At 69.5% G+C, this 15664-nt stretch carries 17 protein-coding genes and 1 pseudogene; 11 read left to right on the top strand and 7 right to left on the bottom strand.

What is annotated here, in order from left to right; all coding sequences use genetic code 11:
- Positions 1-76 precede the first annotated feature (76 nt).
- Together Q5696_RS18190 and Q5696_RS18185 are read right to left on the bottom strand one after the other, a co-directional pair.
- A complete protein-coding gene (locus tag Q5696_RS18190) occupies positions 77-1339 on the bottom strand; it encodes a helix-turn-helix transcriptional regulator (protein WP_305092654.1) in 1263 nt (420 codons plus the stop codon).
- A 69-nt stretch (positions 1340-1408) separates the two neighbouring features.
- Positions 1409-1630, bottom strand: a complete 222-nt coding sequence (locus Q5696_RS18185; RefSeq protein WP_305092653.1) for a hypothetical protein — start codon at positions 1628-1630, stop codon at positions 1409-1411.
- A 63-nt stretch (positions 1631-1693) separates the two neighbouring features.
- Here Q5696_RS18185 and yczR point away from each other — a divergent pair, with 63 nt between their 5' ends.
- Complete coding sequence (gene yczR / locus Q5696_RS18180; protein WP_305092652.1) at positions 1694-3157, top strand: MocR-like transcription factor YczR; 1464 nt, start codon at positions 1694-1696, stop codon at positions 3155-3157.
- Positions 3158-3215: 58 nt separating this feature from the next.
- On the opposite strand, the gene Q5696_RS18175 is transcribed toward yczR, so the two are convergent.
- On the bottom strand, positions 3216-4313 hold the full coding sequence (locus tag Q5696_RS18175) for a CaiB/BaiF CoA transferase family protein (protein WP_305092651.1): 1098 nt from the start codon (positions 4311-4313) through the stop codon (positions 3216-3218).
- 129 nt (positions 4314-4442) lie between these two features.
- Between Q5696_RS18175 and Q5696_RS18170 the strand changes: the two genes are divergently transcribed.
- The 4 genes and pseudogenes from Q5696_RS18170 to Q5696_RS18155 form a co-directional block, all read left to right on the top strand.
- Entirely contained in the window at positions 4443-4823 is a 381-nt protein-coding gene (locus tag Q5696_RS18170) for a VOC family protein (RefSeq protein WP_305092650.1), read from the top strand.
- A complete protein-coding gene (locus Q5696_RS18165) occupies positions 4820-5542 on the top strand; it encodes an alpha/beta fold hydrolase (protein WP_305092649.1) in 723 nt (240 codons plus the stop codon). Before Q5696_RS18170 ends, Q5696_RS18165 begins: the two co-directional genes overlap by 4 nt.
- A gap of 157 nt (positions 5543-5699) precedes the next feature.
- Complete coding sequence (purT, locus tag Q5696_RS18160; protein ID WP_305092648.1) at positions 5700-6914, top strand: formate-dependent phosphoribosylglycinamide formyltransferase; 1215 nt, start codon at positions 5700-5702, stop codon at positions 6912-6914.
- Positions 6915-6917: 3 nt separating this feature from the next.
- Positions 6918-7193: pseudogene (locus Q5696_RS18155) on the top strand (DUF456 family protein); the annotation flags it as partial.
- Between the two features lie 32 nt (positions 7194-7225).
- On the opposite strand, the gene Q5696_RS18150 reads toward Q5696_RS18155, so the two are convergent.
- Positions 7226-7882 (bottom strand): response regulator transcription factor, encoded by a 657-nt coding sequence (locus Q5696_RS18150; RefSeq protein WP_305092647.1) that lies wholly within the window; start codon positions 7880-7882, stop codon positions 7226-7228.
- A complete protein-coding gene (locus tag Q5696_RS18145) occupies positions 7879-9066 on the bottom strand; it encodes a sensor histidine kinase (RefSeq protein ID WP_305092646.1) in 1188 nt (395 codons plus the stop codon). The genes Q5696_RS18150 and Q5696_RS18145 overlap by 4 nt, the downstream gene beginning before the upstream one ends.
- A 189-nt stretch (positions 9067-9255) precedes the next feature.
- Here Q5696_RS18145 and Q5696_RS18140 point away from each other — a divergent pair, with 189 nt between their 5' ends.
- Positions 9256-9408 carry a hypothetical protein gene (locus Q5696_RS18140; RefSeq protein WP_305092645.1) on the top strand — a complete coding sequence of 51 codons (153 nt, stop codon included), beginning with the start codon at positions 9256-9258 and terminating at the stop codon, positions 9406-9408.
- Positions 9398-10108: a GAP family protein gene (locus Q5696_RS18135; protein WP_305092644.1), complete on the top strand. Its 711-nt coding sequence runs from the start codon at positions 9398-9400 to the stop codon at positions 10106-10108. Before Q5696_RS18140 ends, Q5696_RS18135 begins: the two co-directional genes overlap by 11 nt.
- 43 nt (positions 10109-10151) lie before the next feature.
- Here Q5696_RS18135 and Q5696_RS18130 read toward each other — a convergent pair whose 3' ends face one another.
- Both Q5696_RS18130 and Q5696_RS18125 read right to left on the bottom strand, forming a co-directional pair.
- Complete coding sequence (locus Q5696_RS18130) at positions 10152-10895, bottom strand: amidohydrolase family protein (RefSeq protein WP_305092643.1); 744 nt, start codon at positions 10893-10895, stop codon at positions 10152-10154.
- A 113-nt stretch (positions 10896-11008) separates the two neighbouring features.
- Positions 11009-12388 carry an FAD-dependent oxidoreductase gene (locus Q5696_RS18125; protein ID WP_305092642.1) on the bottom strand — a complete coding sequence of 460 codons (1380 nt, stop codon included), beginning with the start codon at positions 12386-12388 and terminating at the stop codon, positions 11009-11011.
- A gap of 250 nt (positions 12389-12638) precedes the next feature.
- Between Q5696_RS18125 and Q5696_RS18120 the strand changes: the two genes are divergently transcribed.
- The 4 genes from Q5696_RS18120 (at position 12639) to Q5696_RS18105 (ending at position 15663) form a co-directional block, all read left to right on the top strand.
- Entirely contained in the window at positions 12639-13061 is a 423-nt protein-coding gene (locus Q5696_RS18120; RefSeq protein ID WP_305092641.1) for an Rv0361 family membrane protein, read from the top strand.
- 63 nt (positions 13062-13124) lie between these two features.
- Positions 13125-13544 (top strand): rhodanese-like domain-containing protein, encoded by a 420-nt coding sequence (locus Q5696_RS18115; protein WP_305092640.1) that lies wholly within the window; start codon positions 13125-13127, stop codon positions 13542-13544.
- Positions 13541-14764: an O-succinylhomoserine sulfhydrylase gene (locus Q5696_RS18110; protein WP_305092639.1), complete on the top strand. Its 1224-nt coding sequence runs from the start codon at positions 13541-13543 to the stop codon at positions 14762-14764. The genes Q5696_RS18115 and Q5696_RS18110 overlap by 4 nt, the downstream gene beginning before the upstream one ends.
- Positions 14765-14802: 38 nt before the next feature.
- Positions 14803-15663 carry an ABC transporter substrate-binding protein gene (locus tag Q5696_RS18105; RefSeq protein WP_370654948.1) on the top strand — a complete coding sequence of 287 codons (861 nt, stop codon included), beginning with the start codon at positions 14803-14805 and terminating at the stop codon, positions 15661-15663.
- Position 15664 lies beyond the last annotated feature (1 nt).

Below are 15664 nucleotides of genomic sequence, written 5' to 3'. Positions count from 1 at the left end.
GCATCCGACTATGAGGCTAGCCAGCGGCGGAACTACTCGGGACTGGCCGAGCGGCGGGGTGAACCTGGCCGATCGGTCAGGCTGTGGGGCGGATGCCCGCCTCGCTGCCGAGGGCGGCGGCCTCGGCCCGCGTGGCGACATCCAGTTTGCGTAGCACCCCCGCGACATGGAACTTGACGGTGCTCTCACTCACCCCGAGTCGCTCGGCGATCACCCGGTTGCGGCGCCCCGCGACGAGATGCCCCAGTACCTCCGATTCGCGGGGGCCGAGATCGGCCAGGGCGTGGTGGGTGGTGGGGGTCGTCGGCGCCTGTAACGGCAGCACCGCCACCACCCGCGACCCCCACCCCTCGGTCGTCTCGATCTCCACCGTCCCCGCCAGCGTCTCGACCCGCGGTCGCAGCTGCCGGTCCAGATCGTCGGCGTCGGTGAGCCCGGCCCCGTCGCTGCGGACGTCGACGACCAGTTCTCCTTCGGGGCAGGTCCAGGCCACGCGGATGCGGGTGACGTCGGCCGGCCCGGACAGCGCGAGGACCGCGCCCCGCACCACGGCCCGCGCGGCGTGCGCCACCTCGCCGGGCACGGCTCGTCCCGCGGCGGCCGGTTCCACCGGATCCAGTGCGATGTCACGGTGGCGCAGCAGCCCCCGCAGTTCGCCGCGCAGTCGGGCGAACGCCGTCACCACGGACTCCTCGGCGAACTCGCGGTGCGTGTCCACCGCGGTCCGTAACCCGATCAGTGCGGCCGACGCCGTCTCGCGTGCCGCAGAACGGGCCCGAGTGTCGTCGAGGTCCCCGGACCGCAGCGTCGACAGCAGCGTCTCCAGCGTCGTCGCATGGATCTCGGTGAGTTCGGTGACGGTGCGGGCCCGCTCGGCGGACGCGGCCCGGGACTCCGCCAGATACGCCGGACTCGCCCCCTGCACCTGCAACTGGATGGCGGTGGCCACGATCCCGAACATCGACCGGACCGGGCCGAGCGGCAGCGTCCGCGACAGCGCACCCGCCGGGACGACGACGAGCAGCGTGTCGGTGCGGTCGAGGATCGCGTACACCTCCCGTGCCCGGCCGGCGATGGAGGCTCGTCCGCGGAAGATCTGACCGTGGTCGAGATCCGCCCGGAGGGAATCCAGTTCGGAGATCGTCACCCGGTCGACGATGTGCGGGTCGCCCGCGACCTTGCGTGGCCGCCCGGTGCATTCGCGGGTGAAGATCACCAGTGCCGCATGCGGGACGGTGCCGGCGAGGAGGGCAGAGAAGCGGCGTCCGATGTCGGACAGTCGGCCGACGAGCACCTCGCGCAGGCCGTCCAGCAGTTCCACGGATCCGGTCTCACTCACGGGGCCACGATATCGGCCCTGTGCACGGTGCGAGGTGGCGCGCCCGTCGCCTCCGTTCTCGCACAGATTTCAGGCCAGATGCTGCGGACTGGACTGATCGGTGGGTCGCGCGGGGAGGTGTGGGTGTCCATCGCCCTCCGGGTCGGTGGGCTCGTCGAGGATTCCGGCCAAAGGTGCTGCAGGACGGAACTGTTCGAGACGAAAGAGGCGTCGTGGCCGGTCCGGTGGCAGATAGTGGTAGACGCCGTAGGCCAGGAGGGCGATGCAGGCGAGGGTGATCACGGTGCTCATACCGAGCAGTCTTTCCTGTAAGTGGCCTTGAGTTGCATAGCCAGAACGCGGATACTGGCCTGCATGATGATGCATGCCGTGAGTGCGCGTTCCGTCGGCCGCGATCTCGGCGGATGGCGAGACGACGCCGGGCGACGCCCCGCCTACCGTGCGCTGGCCGACGGGATCCGTCTGCTCGTGCACGACGGCAGGATCCCGCTCGGTGCGGCGCTGCCCGGGGAACGTGAACTGGCCGCCGAACTGAACGTCAGCCGCACCACCGTCACGACGGCGTACTCGGTGCTGCGCGACGAGGGCTACCTGTCGAGCCGGCAGGGGTCGCGGAGCACGGTCGCGATACCGCCGTCCGCGCAGAGGTACGGGCACGGTGCGCCGGCCCGCCGGACAGCAGGGGACGACATCGTCGATCTGAGCTATGCCGCGATGCCGGCACCGGCGCGCGAGGTGCAGGACGCGTACGAGTCTGCACTGCAGTCACTTCCACCGTTCCTGGACACGCACGGTATGGAACCGCACGGCATCGGGGTGCTGCGCGAGGTGATCGCGGCCCGCTACTGCGCCCGCGGCCTCGAGACGACACCCGCGCAGATCATGGTCACCTCCGGGGCCCAGCACGCGATCCGGCTGCTCCTCGGGGCGCTCACCGCCCCCGGCGACCGGGTCCTCGTCGACCATCCGACGTATCCCAATGCACTGGAAGCGATCCGGCGCGGCGGCGGCCGCCCGGTACCCGTTCCGGTACGCCCGGAAGGGGGCGCGTCACGCGGCTGGGATCTCGACGGAATACGCAGTGCCGCAAGACAGACAGCCGCCCGGATGGCCTACCTGATTCCGGACTTCCACAACCCGACCGGACTGTGCCTCGACGAGGCCGGTCGCACCGAACTGGCCCGCATCGCCCGCGACACCCGGATGGTGCTCGTCGTCGACGAGACGATGGTCGACGTGTGGCTCGACGCGCCACCGCCGGCCCCGGTCGCGTCGTATGCCCGCAGCGGTGCGGAGGTCGTGACGATCGGATCGATGTCGAAGTCGCACTGGGGCGGCCTGCGGGTCGGCTGGATCCGCGCCGACCAGGAACTGATCACCCGGCTCGTCGGCGGCCGGTCCGCGAACGATCTCGGCACCCCCGTCATGGATCAACTGGCAGCCACCCGACTGCTCGGTCTCGGGGACGGCCCCGTCGCGGAGCGGCGCGAGGTGCTGCGGGCACAACGCGGTGTACTGCTCGACGAACTGTCGGCACGGCTACCGGACTGGGTGCCGACCGTCGGTGCGGGTGGAATGTCGCTGTGGCTGAAAATGCCGGCACCGGTCTCGTCGGCACTCGCCGCGACCGCGCCGAGTCACGGTGTGATCCTCGCGGCCGGCACACGTTTCGGTATCGAGGGGGCGTTCGAACGCTTCGTCCGGCTGCCGTACGCCCGCCCCGCCGACGAACTGCGTCGTGCCGTCGCCGCCGTGGCCTCCGCCTACGAGGCCCTCGGTGTCACCCGTGACCCCGCCGAGCCCGCGTTGGTGGTGTAGACGGCTGCGCCGCCCGTGCGCCTTCCGGGAGCAGTAGTCGCCGGAAGGCGCACCGGGGTCAGCGCCAGAGCGTGTCGATATCGGTGGCGGTGCGGGCCGGGGGCTCCGGGGTGCGGGTGGGGGTGCGGGAGAACCGCGGTGCCGGGTAGTGCTGGGTGACACCGTCGACCTCGACGAGGGAGCCGCGGGCCGCGATGTGCGGGTCCTGGGGGGCTTCGGCGAAGGTGAGGACGGGGGTGGTGCAGGCGTCGGTGCCGTCGAAGATCTTGGTCCACTCGTCGCGGGTCTTGGTCAGGAACCGGTCGGTGAGGATCTGGCGTAGTTCGGTCCAGCGGGCGGCGTCGTGCTGGCCGGGCAGCTCGGCCGGATCCAGTTCGAGCAGGCGCAGCAGTTCGGCGTAGAACTGCGGTTCGATCGCGCCGACCGCCATGTATCTGCCGTCGGCGGTCTCGTAGGTGTCGTAGTAGGGGGCGCCGCCGTCGAGCATGTTGACGCCGCGTTCGTCGTTCCACATGCCGGTGCCGCGGAAGCTCCACATCATGTGCGACAGGGCGAGGGTGCCGTCGACCATGGCAGCGTCGACGACCTGACCCTGCCCGGAGGTCTGACGTTCGACGAGGGCGGCGAGGATCCCGAAGATCAGGAACATCGAGCCGCCGCCGAAGTCGCCCACCATGTTCAGGGGCGGGACGGGCCGTTCACCCTTGCGGCCGATGGCATGCAGGACACCGGTCAGCGAGATGTAGTTGATGTCGTGGCCGGCGGACTGCGAGAGCGGGCCCTCCTGCCCCCAGCCGGTCATGCGGCCGTAGACGAGGCGCGGGTTGCGTTCGAGTGCCACGTCGGGGCCGAGGCCCATGCGCTCGGTGACGCCGGGACGGAAACCCTCGATCAGCACGTCGGCGCGCTCGATCAGGCCGAGCACCTTCTCGACGTCGGCGGGGTCCTTGAGATTCGCCTCGACGACCCGGCGGTTGCGCTGCGTCTGGGCGGCCCGCTTGCCCTCGGCCGGCAGCTGGCCGGCGCGCTGGATGCACACGACGTCCGCGCCGAGGTCGGCGAGGAGCAGCGCGGCGTGCGGGCCCGGCCCGATCCCGGACAGTTCGACGACACGGATCCCGGCCAGCGGGCCCTTCCGCTCGGCACCTGCAGTCACGTCACACCTCTTTCTGTAAGGAACACCCGATTCGTGTGACGGTAACCCGTCCGGATCGTCCCGTGTGGTCCGGGCCACTACCGGATGTCCCCTTGTCTGTGGTGGTGGCGGTGACGCAGAGTGGACGGCATGTCCTTCCCCGAAGCTCTCGTTGCGTTCGTGGCCAGCACGGATCTGGACGTGTCGTCGATGTTCTACGTCGACACGCTGGGGCTCACGGTCACCGAGCGGACGCCGTTCGCACTCGTCGTCGACGGTGGCAGCGGCACCGAACTGCGCATCACGCTCGTCCAATCGAAGGTCGATGCCGGTTACACGGTGCTCGGCTGGCGGACGCCGGACCTGGCGTCGAGCGTCGAGGAACTGCGCGGCAAGGGTGTCGAATTCCTGCGCTACCAGGGCATGGATCAGGACGAGCACGACGCGTGGACGGCACCCGACGGCACCCGCGTCGCGTGGTTCCGGGACCCGCACGGCAACGTGCTGTCGCTGCACCAGCCGCCCCGGTGACCGACACCGGATTCGTCGACGCCGTCGGCGCGCGGCTGTACTACGAGGCGACCGGGGCCGGTGAGCCGCTGGTGTTGCTGCACGGCAACGGCGAGAACCTGGGCTATTTCGCGGCGCAGATGCCGGTGTTCGCGCAGCACTACCGGGTGATCGCGCTCGACACCCGCGCGCACGGACGCTCCACCCGCGGCGACGGCCCCCTCGATTTCCCGCGGTTCGCCGCCGACGTGTGCGCCGTCCTCGACGCGCTCGAGGTGCCGGACGCACACGTTCTGGGATACAGCGACGGCGGCAACACTGCGCTCACCCTGGCACTGCGCCGACCCGACCGGGTGCGGTCGCTGATCGTCAACGGCGCCAACCTCGATCCGGTCGGGCTCGGCTGGAAGTTCCGGATCCCCGCGACCGCCCTGTGGCTCGCCGGCGGGCTCGTCGCCCCACTGTCGCCGAACCTGGCGCGCAAGCGGGAACTGCTGGGGCTCATGGTCCGTCACCCGCACATCCCGGAATCCGCGTTGGCGTCGATCACCGTCCCGACGCTCGTGATCGTCGGCGAGAACGAACTGATCCCGCGGCCGCACACCGAACTGATCGCAGGGGCGATCCCCGGCGCGCAGCTCGTGACGATCCCCGACGCCGGACACGCGTGCGCCGCGCAGCGCCCCGACACGTTCAATGCGGCCGTCCTCGAGTTCCTGGCCCGAACCTGGAACAGCTGACCGGCCGCGAACCCGGCCGGCAGGACCGCGAACGCGCCGATCTCACCGACGACGAGTGCGATCATCGACACACGCAGCCCGGTGTCCGGGTGCTCGACCTGGTCGGTGGTGTCGCGACGTGCGATGTCGACGTACGGGTGCGCCTATAGTCCGAGCTATGCGCCGTGACATCCCCGCAGACGCCCCCGCCCGGATCGGTACCCCGCTCAGCCCGAACGCCACCCGTGTGATGCTGCTCGGCTCCGGTGAACTGGGCAAGGAGGTGATCATCGCGCTGCAACGTCTCGGTGTCGAGGTGATCGCCGTCGACCGCTACGCCGACGCCCCCGGCCACCAGGTGGCGCACCGCGCCCACACCGTCGACATGGGGGATCCGGCGGAACTGCTGCGCCTCATCGAGGCCGAACGACCCCACCTCGTGGTCCCCGAGATCGAGGCCATCGCCACCGAGGCGCTCGCCGAAGCCGAGGAACGCGGTCTCACCGTCGTCATCCCCACCGCCCGCGCCACCCAGCTCACCATGAACCGGGAGGGCATCCGCCGCCTCGCCGCCGAGGAGCTGGGCCTGCCCACGTCGCCGTACGCGTTCGCCGACTCCCTCGACGACGTCCGCGCCGCCGCCGAACGCGTCGGGTTCCCGTGTGTGATCAAGCCCGTCATGTCGTCGTCCGGCAAGGGCCAGTCCGTGGCCCGCAGCGTCGACGACCTCGAAAAGTCCTGGGAATACGCGCTTTCCGGTGGACGCCTCAATCTCGGTCGGGTCATCGTCGAAGGCTTCGTCGACTTCGACTACGAGATCACCCAGCTCACCGTCCGCGCCGCCGACGGCACCCACTTCTGCGAACCCATCGGGCACCTGCAGGACGCCGGCGACTACATCGAATCGTGGCAGCCGCAGCCCATGAGCGCCGCCGCCCTCGCCGCCGCCCGCGACGTCTCCGAGAAGGTCACCACCGCCCTCGGTGGCCGCGGCATCTTCGGCGTCGAACTGTTCGTCAAGGGCGACGACGTCTACTTCTCCGAGGTCAGCCCCCGCCCCCACGACACCGGACTGGTGACGTTGCGTTCGCAGCGGTTCTCGGAGTTCGAACTGCACGCCCGCGCGATCCTCGGCCTGCCCGTCGACACCGGCCTCGCCGCACCCGGCGCGTCCGCCGTGATCTACGGCGGCGTCGACGCCGTCGGAGTCGCCTTCGAGGGTGTCGCCGACGCGCTCGCCGTCCCCGACACCGACCTGCGCCTGTTCGGCAAGCCCGAGGCGTTCACCCGGCGCCGCATGGGTGTCGCCGTATCCACCGCTGCGGACGTCGACACCGCCCGCGAGCGGGCCCGCGAGGCGGCCTCGCGGGTGCGCGTCGTCGTTCCGGAGTGATCAGGCCTGCGCATGCGCGACGCCGGTGTTCCGGGTCGGTCGGTGATCTTCGGCGGCTTGGTGGGGATCGTCGGGTTCTTCGTCGTCCCGGTCGTCGGGCTGTTGCTCGGTTTCCTGCTCGGAACCTACGTCGCCGAGGCCGCTCGGCACCGCACCCACCGCGACGCGTGGACCTCGACGGTGCATGCGACGAAGGCCGTGGGGCTGTTGATCCTCGTCGAGCTGTTCGGGGCGCTGCTCGCCGTCGGGCTGTGGCTGGGCGCGGTACTGGCGCTGTGACTCAGGCCGGGCAGCGGTACCACTCGCGCTCGTCACACGTCGAGTTCGCGAGCGAGCAGCGCGGCCTGGACTCGCGACGTGAGTCCGAGCTTGAACAGCACCCGCGACACGTGTGTCTTCACTGTCGGCGCTCCCACCCCCAGGGCCCCGGACAGCTCGGCGTTGGACAGGCCCTGCCCCAGCAGCCGTAGTACCTCGAGTTCCCGCTGGGTCAGTTCGGCCAGTGCCGTGGGCGGAGTGCGGTGCGCAGGAGAGCGAACGAAGTGGTCGATCAACGCTGACGCGGCGCTGGGCGCCAGCACGGACTCTCCAGCCGCGACCGTGCGCACCGCCGCGGTCAGTTCGTCCGCGGTCGCGGTCTTGACGAGGAACCCCGACGCACCGGCGCGCAGCGCCCCGAACACGTACTCGTCGAGGTCGAACGTGGTGAGTACGACGACACGGCTCCCGGTGGTGTCGGTGATTTCCCGCGTCGCGGTGATGCCGTCCACACCGGGCATGCGCACGTCCATCAGGACGACGTCCGGTCGATGGGTTCGGACCAGTGTCACCGCCGATGTCCCGGAATCCGCTTCGGCCACCACGGCGATGTCTGGTTGGCCGTCGAGAATCATCGCGAGTCCGGCACGGATGGCGGCATGGTCGTCGGCCAGTACCACTCGGATCGGTGATACCTTCTGCTTGTTCACTCGGCCGCTCGTCCCGGCTCGAGCGGAAGAACGGAATCCACGATCCAGCCGTCCCGGGTCGCTCCGGCGTGTAGCCGGCCACCGAGGAGTTGGGCACGTTCTGTCATGTTTTGCAGGCCCTGACCGGCGGATGGGGGTGGGGGACTGTTGCTCGGGCCGTGCCGGACGGGATTGCGCACGCACAGCCGCACGGCATCGGAATCCTGCTGGATCGTGAGTGAGATCCTTTGGCCAGGAGCATGTTTGACCGCATTGGTGATCGACTCCTGCAGTATTCGGTATGCGGCGTGGTCCACGACGCTGGTCAGTGAGTCGGGATTCGTGGTGACTCTGGCGGCGACGACGCTTCCGGCGGCGTTCGCACCGGCGATCAGCGAGTCGAGATCGCTCAGCCGTGGTGGGGCGCCGCACTCGTCCGGATCGGTCTCGGCGCGAAGCAGATCGATCATCGAGCGCATCTCGTCCAGAGCGGCCACGCTGCCGGCCCGGATCGCGGTCAGCACGTCGTCCAGCGCCGGGTCCGTGGAGGCGGTCCGGCGTGACAGCGCAGCCTCGGATTGAATGGCGATCGCGGACAGGTGACTTGCGATGACGTCGTGCAGATCCCGCGCCATGCGATTGCGTTCGTGGGCGACGGCAGCCGCCCGATCCGCTTCCGCGAGCGCCCGCTGGGTCTTTGCCTGTTCCCGTTCGGCGGCCGCGACCTCCTGGTGCCGACGGATCGCGAGCGCCCACCATACGGGAGTCGTGAAGAACAGCGCGAGCACGATCCCCGCGGCGGCGGCCGCTCGGATGTCCTGCCATCCGATGTATGCGGCGGTCGTGAGCGCGACGACCGTCGCCCCGGTGGTGTAGCAGACCGCTCGGCTGACGCGGGGGCGCCCGTACAACACGGCGGCGTAGACGAGATCGGAGAGTACGAGCCACACCGGGAGGGTGGGGCCGAGCACGAGGTCGATGGCGGACAGGACGGCCCCCACGGCCAGGACGGTGGCCGGATAGGTCCGACGGAAGGTGTCCGCAGCGGCGATCGCGACGAGCAGCGCGACGCGCACACCGCTGGGGGCGGAGCTCGGCCCGGTTCCGAGTTGAAAGGCGCCGACGGCGTACAGCACCAGCCCGATGACGAGCATCCCTCCGGCGATCAGGACGTCATCCCGGCGTCGGGAACGGGCAGTGTGCACGTGTCGACGAGCCCGCAGGCCACCACGCGGCGGTGTCGGTGGGTGCGCCATTGCTCCATCACAGCACAGCGGGATACCGGCCTCGTCATTCCAAGTGATGACATCGCGTCTGCCCGGCGGCCGATGTGTCGGGGCCGGGGTGCCCGCAGGATTCGTGGCATGCAGATACGACCAGCGGCAGCGTTCGGAGTGCTTTTGATCCTCGCCGGGGCGGCGATGTGGGTGTTTGCGCGAGACGCCGAGTTCTTCTGGTTTCGCGGCGGACCGCTCGGCGTCGTGCTCGTGGTGGTCGGAGTGATCGATGTCGTCAGCGCATGGAGGACCAACAGCGGTGACCATTGACGTGAACGCGGTGCTGCTCGCGTCGCTGGTGGGTCTCGCACTCGTGGACAGCACGAGCATCGGAACCCTGGTGCTGCCGGTGTGGATGCTGCTCGCGCCCGGGCGCCCGCCTGTCGGTCGTATCGTCCGCTACCTCGTCGCAATCGCCGGATTCTACCTCCTCGTCGGTATGGCGCTCCTGACTGCGGCGCGGATCGGCCTCGACGTCGGTGGCCGGATGCTGGATTCGTCTGCGGCAAAGGCCGTCCAACTGGCGGTCGGCGCGGCATTGTTCGCACTGAGCTTCCGCTTCGACTCGAAGAAGCGCCGTGACCGTGGCGAGTCGAGTCGGGTCGTCCGCTGGCGGGATCGAGCCCTCTCGGCGGGTGGGTCGGGTGGTGTCACCACGCTGGCTCTCTCGGTTGGAACGCTGGAACTGATCACGATGGTCCCCTATCTCGCCGCCATCGCACTGATCGTCTCCGTGGGAGCGCCCGCCGCACTGTCGATTCCGTTGCTGGCCGCCTACTGCGTGGTAATGATCCTCCCCGCCGTTGCCCTGTTGGGGCTGCGGATGCTGGTTGGGCAGCACGCCGACGGCATCCTGCACAACCTCGACGAGTTCTTCACCCGCAACGCGGACAGCGCCGTGGGATGGGCGATGGGAATCGCAGGTTTTCTACTCGCGATGGACGCCGCGAATGTCCTGCTCGCCTTGTGAGTAGCCGTCGGGCTGTGGCTGGGCGTGGTAGTGGCGCTGTGAGTCAGGCCGGGCAGCGGTACCACTCGCGGGCATTCGTGCACAACACCGCCTCGAGATCGTCCCCGACAGCGTCGGCGATGACGTCGACGTCCGCCGCCTCGAACGCCCGCCGGGCCCGCGTCCCCGGCAGATCCGTGCCGAACATCAGAGCCTTCGGGTTCACGGCATGGATCTGCCGGATCGCATCCCCGACGTCGTCGATACTGGTGCGTCCGAACCCCGTCGCCTTCACCTTCGCGCCCCGATCCACCAGATTCAGCAGATACCGCAGCCCCCGCGTCGACATCCCCAGATGGTCGATACTCACCGCCGGCAGCTTCGCGAACACCGGCTCCAGCGACAACAACAGCGTCGCATCCACGTAGAACTCCGCATGCCAGCCTGCCAGGTCGTACGCCCGCAACGCCTGTCGCGTCAAGATCTGCACATCGGTGGCGCTGCGTCGCAGATTGAACCGCACCCCGCGCACCCCGGCCCGATCCAACTCCAGAATGTCCTCGTCCGTGGCATCCGGATCGAGATGGGTCACCCCCACCCAGCCGTCCCCGAGCTCCCGCAGCGCCGCCAGCAACTGCGGCCGCCCCAACACCCCCTGATAGGACGCCGTCACCACCGCCCCGCCGTCCACGCCGAACCCCGCCATCCGGGCCCGATAGTCCTCGATCGTGAACGGATCCGGCAGATACCCGTTGTTCTCCACCAGCGGAAACCGTGGGTCGATGATGTGCACGTGCGCGTCAAACACGTGTTCCATCATGCCCCGCCGACAGCTGAAGGGTCCCTTCATACGCCTGAGGCGAACGAAGGGACCCTTCAGCTGTTTCGGGGGCACGGCCCCACTGGGTGTTCCGGGCCGGATCAGGCCTTGTGCGGCTCGCTGGCGCGGAGCATGTCCTCGCGCTCGACGACCTTGATGCGTTCGCGGCCCTCGGGCTCGCCGAGGGAACGCTCGTGCGCGTCGAGGCGGTACCAGCCCTGCCAGGTGGTGAAGGGGATGCCCTTGCCTTCGAGGAACTCGATGACGGCGTCCGTGTTCGGCTCGGCCGCGCCTGCGAAGGTGGGGGCGTCCTCGAGCAGGCACGCGATGGTCTCGTTGGCGTCGCCCTTGGTGTGGCCGATGAGGCCGACGGGGCCGCGCTTGATCCAGCCGGTGACGTAGGTCGCCGGGATGAAGCGCGATGCGCCGTCCGCGGTGTCGTCACCGATGACGCGTCCGGCTTCGTTGGGCACGGTGCCGGCCTGGTCGTCGAACGGGATGGACGGGATGTTCTGTGACAGGTAGCCGACGGCGCGGTAGACGGCCGTCACGTCCCAGTCGTTGAACTTGCCGGTGCCGCGGACGTTGCCGGTGCCGTCGAGTTCGGTGCGCTCGGTGCGCAGTCCGACGACCTTGCCGTCCTCGCCGAGGACCTCGTGGGGGGACTCGAAGAAGTGCAGGAACAGCTTGTGCGGGCGGTCGCCCTGGTCGCGGATGGCCCAGTCCTGCAGCGTGTTGGCGACCATGTCGACCTGCTTGGAGCTGCGCCGGGCGATCTCGGAGCCCTCGTCGTAGTCGATGTCCTCGGGGTCGACGATGACCTCGATGGTGGGGGAGTGGTCGAGTTCGCGCAGCTCGAGGGGCGTGAACTTGGCCTGTGCGGGGCCGCGGCGGCCGAACACGTGGACCTCGACGGCCTTGTTGTTCTTCAGGCCCTCGTACACGTTGGCGGGGATCTCGGTGGGCAGCAGCTCGTCACCGGTCTTCGCGAGGACGCGGGCGATGTCGAGTGCGACGTTGCCGACGCCCAGCACGGCGACCTTCTCGGCGTCGAGCGGCCAGTCGCGCGGCACGTCCGGGTGGCCGTCGTACCAGGACACGAAGTCTGCGGCACCGTAGCTGCCGTCGAGGTCGATGCCGGGGATGTTCAGCGCACGGTCGGCGTTGGCGCCGGTGGAGAAGATCACCGCGTCGTAGAAGCGGCGCAGGTCTTCGAGGGTGATGTCGGTGCCGTAGTCGATGTTGCCGAGGAGGCGGACGGCGTCCTTGTCGAGCACCTTGTGTAGGGCGGTGATGATGCCCTTGATGCGCGGGTGGTCGGGGGCGACGCCGTACCGGATCAGGCCGAACGGGGCCGGCATCCGCTCGAACAGATCGATGCTCACCTCGGTGTCGGACTTCATGAGCGCATCGGCAGCGTAGATACCGGCAGGGCCGGCGCCGACGATGGCGACGCGCAGTGGACGAGTCTGGTCAGTCATCTGAGGCGGGTACCTTTTCGATCGGGCGGACAAGCGTGCGTGGGCGGTGGATCGGGCCCGGTTTTCCCCGGGCGCGGTCGCGTCCACGTCTTCATGCTAGAACCCGGGAGGCGAGTGCACCCCATGCTCCCGTGACGGGATGCGTCCGGGTACCGGGTTCCGCCTTGAGAGGGCACAAGCAATTTTTGTGGCCGAGGGGAATCGGGACCCGGCCGGCTCCGATGCCGCTGGACACGGGAAACTTGCAGGTATGACCGATCAGCCCGAGCCCGCCGAGGACCCGTCGCGGACCACGGCCACCCCGTTTCTTCTCGCAGTGTCAATAGTCGTGATCGTGATGATCGGAATGGTCCTGGCCGCGATCATCTCCCCGGCCGACGAGCAACTCACCGAGACCGACCGGCTCACCGCGTCCGTCTCCGACTTCGTGCGCGCCCACAACAACGACGACGACGAAGCGGTCGCACGGATGCTGTGCGACACCTTCGCCGAGGACCGGTCCCCGATCGCCGGACGCGACGGCGAGATCGAGATCGTCGAGGTGGCGAACGCCCGGGTCGTGGGCCACGAGGCGACCGCCGACGTGCGGATCGACGCCCCCGACGGCAAGGGCGAGACCACCGAGTCGTGGCAGTTCGTCCGGGGCGACAACCGCTGGCTCGTCTGCAACTGACCGCGGTCCACCGCGTACCCGTCCGCGTGCCCTGCCCGATCGGCCGTGTGGAAAGCTGGCACGGTGAGCTACGCAGGTGACATGACGCCGCAGCAAGCCTGGGAGCTGCTGCGGGAGAATCCGGAAGCCGTGCTCGTCGATGTGCGTACCGATGCGGAATGGCGATACGTCGGTGTGCCCGATACGTCGTCGATCGACCGTCGGACCGTGCTCGTCGAATGGGTGAGCTACCCCACGGGCGCCCGTAACACGTCCTTCGTCGACCAGTTGGTCGGCTCCGGGATCGTGGCGGACGGTGCACACCCCGTCGTCTTCCTGTGTCGCTCCGGTCAACGGTCCATCGCCGCGGCCGAGGCGGCCACCGCCGCCGGAATCGGGCCGTCGTACAACGTGCTCGACGGTTTCGAGGGCGGACTCGACACCGACGGACATCGCGGCGCGACCGGCTGGCGCGCCCTCGGACTCCCGTGGAGGCAATCGTGAGCGCCATCCCGCAGGGCGGATCCTTCCGCAAGACCCTGCCCGACACCGTCCGTCCGGCCACCATCGGAGTGCGGGCCGGCATCCTGCGGTCCGGTTTCGAGGAGACGTCCGAGGCGATCTTCCTCAACTCGGGTTTCGTGTACGAGTCCGCGGAGGCCGCCGAGCAGGCGTTCACCGGTGAGGTCGACCACTTCGTCTACTCCCGGTACGGCAACCCGACCGTCACGATGTTCGAGGAGCGGCTGCGCGCCCTCGACGGCGCCGAGGCCGCCTACGCCACCGCGTCCGGCATGTCCGCGGTGTTCACGGCACTCGCCGCGCTGCTCGGCAAGGGCGACCGCCTGGTCGCGGCCCGCAGCCTGTTCGGGTCGTGCTTCGTGGTGTGCAACGAGATCCTGCCCCGCTGGGGTGTGGAGACGGTGTTCGTCGACGGCGAGGACCTCGACCAGTGGGAGCAGGCGCTGTCGGTGCCGACCACGGCCGTGTTCTTCGAGACGCCGTCGAACCCGATGCAGACCCTCGTCGACGTGCGACGTGTCTCGGAGATGGCGCACGCCGCCGGCGCGACCGTCGTCCTCGACAACGTGTTCGCGACGCCGCTGCTGCAGCGCAGCCTCGACCTCGGCGCCGACGTCGTCGTGTACTCGGGCACCAAGCACATCGACGGCCAGGGCCGGGTCCTCGGCGGCGCGATCCTCGGCAGCCGGGAGTACATCGACGGCCCGGTCAAGAACCTCATCCGGCACACCGGCCCGTCGCTGAGCCCGTTCAACGCGCACACCCTGCTCAAGGGGCTCGAGACGATGGCGCTGCGGGTGGAGCGGTCGGTGGACACCGCGCTGCGGATCGCCCGGTTCCTCGAGGCGGACCCGGCCGTGAGCTGGGTGAAGTACCCGTACCTCGAATCGCATCCGCAGTACGCGCTGGCGACGTCGCAGATGAGTGGCGGTGGCACCGTCGTCACGTTCGAGCTGGCGTCGGCCGACGGAGAAGGCAAGAAGCGGGCGTTCGAGCTGTTGAACAAACTGCGCATCGTCGACATCTCGAACAATCTCGGCGACGCCAAGACCCTCATCACGCATCCGGCGACGACGACACATCGCGCGATGGGGCCGGAGGGCCGCGCCGCGATCGGGTTGTCCGACGGCGTCGTCCGGTTGTCGGTCGGCCTCGAGGACCCCGAGGACCTGCTCGAGGACGTGGCGCAGGCACTGCGCTGACGTCGAAGGAACGGACTGTGGCACAAAAGTTTTCACGTATGCGGTGGTCGGCGGTCGCGGGTGCGGCCGCCGCTGTCGTCGCGCTCGTCTCCGGCTGCACGACAGCCACCGACTCCGATGCCGGCACCGAGCGTCCCGAGGCGATCGTCTCGCTCAGCCCGTCGCTGACCGAGACACTGTGGGCGGTCGGGGCCGGCGATCAGGTGATCGCCGTCGACGCGCTGTCCGACTACCCGGCCGGTGTCCCCACCACCGACCTGTCCGGGTTCTCCCCGAACGTGGAGGCGGTACTCGGCCACAATCCGGATCTGGTGGTCGCATCCGACGACATCGGCGGGCTGGTCTCCGGACTGCAGGCCGCCGGCGTCCCGACGCTGCTGCTGCCCGCCGCGAAGACCCTCGACGACGTGTACGAGCAGGTCGAGCAGGTCGGGGCCGCGACGGGGCACGCCGACGAGGCCGACGAACTCGCCACCCGCATGCGCAGTGAGATCGACGCCGCCGTCGCCGCCGCCCCGGACCGGGAACAGCCGCTGCGGTACTTCCACGAGGTGGACGACACCCTGTACACGATCACCGGGAACACGTTCCTCGGCGAGATCTACCGGCTGTTCGGCCTCGAGAGCATCGCCGACGGATCCGCCGACACCTATCCGCAGCTGTCCCCGGAGTTCGTGGTGGCCGCGAACCCGGACCTGATCTTCCTGGCCGACGGCGAGTACGGCGTCACCGCGGCCACCGTCGCGGCGCGGCCCGGCTGGGCCGGGATGCGGGCGGTCGAGGACGGCCGGATCCACACTCTCGACGAGGATCTGGCGAGCCGCTGGGGGCCGCGGGTGGTGGACCTGGTCCACGCCGTCGCGGCCGCCGTCGCGGCACAGCCCGCCCCGGCGAGGTGAC

This window comes from Prescottella sp. R16, from assembly GCF_030656875.1.
GTDB lineage: Bacteria > Actinomycetota > Actinomycetes > Mycobacteriales > Mycobacteriaceae > Prescottella.
The sequence above is the reverse complement of the archived record's forward strand: the minus strand, read 5'-3'. Positions and strand labels throughout refer to the sequence as shown.

What these genes read in the sequence shown, in the direction of transcription:
- Q5696_RS18185 (WP_305092653.1), bottom strand. Translation starts at nt 1,630, where the DNA reads ATGAGCACCGTGATCACCCTCGCCTGCATCGCCCTCCTGGCCTACGGC.
- yczR (WP_305092652.1), top strand. Translation starts at nt 1,694, where the DNA reads ATGATGATGCATGCCGTGAGTGCGCGTTCCGTCGGCCGCGATCTCGGC.
- Q5696_RS18170 (WP_305092650.1), top strand. Translation starts at nt 4,443, where the DNA reads ATGTCCTTCCCCGAAGCTCTCGTTGCGTTCGTGGCCAGCACGGATCTG.
- purT (WP_305092648.1), top strand. Translation starts at nt 5,700, where the DNA reads ATGCGCCGTGACATCCCCGCAGACGCCCCCGCCCGGATCGGTACCCCG.
- Q5696_RS18125 (WP_305092642.1), bottom strand. Translation starts at nt 12,388, where the DNA reads ATGACTGACCAGACTCGTCCACTGCGCGTCGCCATCGTCGGCGCCGGC.
- Q5696_RS18120 (WP_305092641.1), top strand. Translation starts at nt 12,639, where the DNA reads ATGACCGATCAGCCCGAGCCCGCCGAGGACCCGTCGCGGACCACGGCC.
- Q5696_RS18105 (WP_370654948.1), top strand. Translation starts at nt 14,803, where the DNA reads ATGCGGTGGTCGGCGGTCGCGGGTGCGGCCGCCGCTGTCGTCGCGCTC.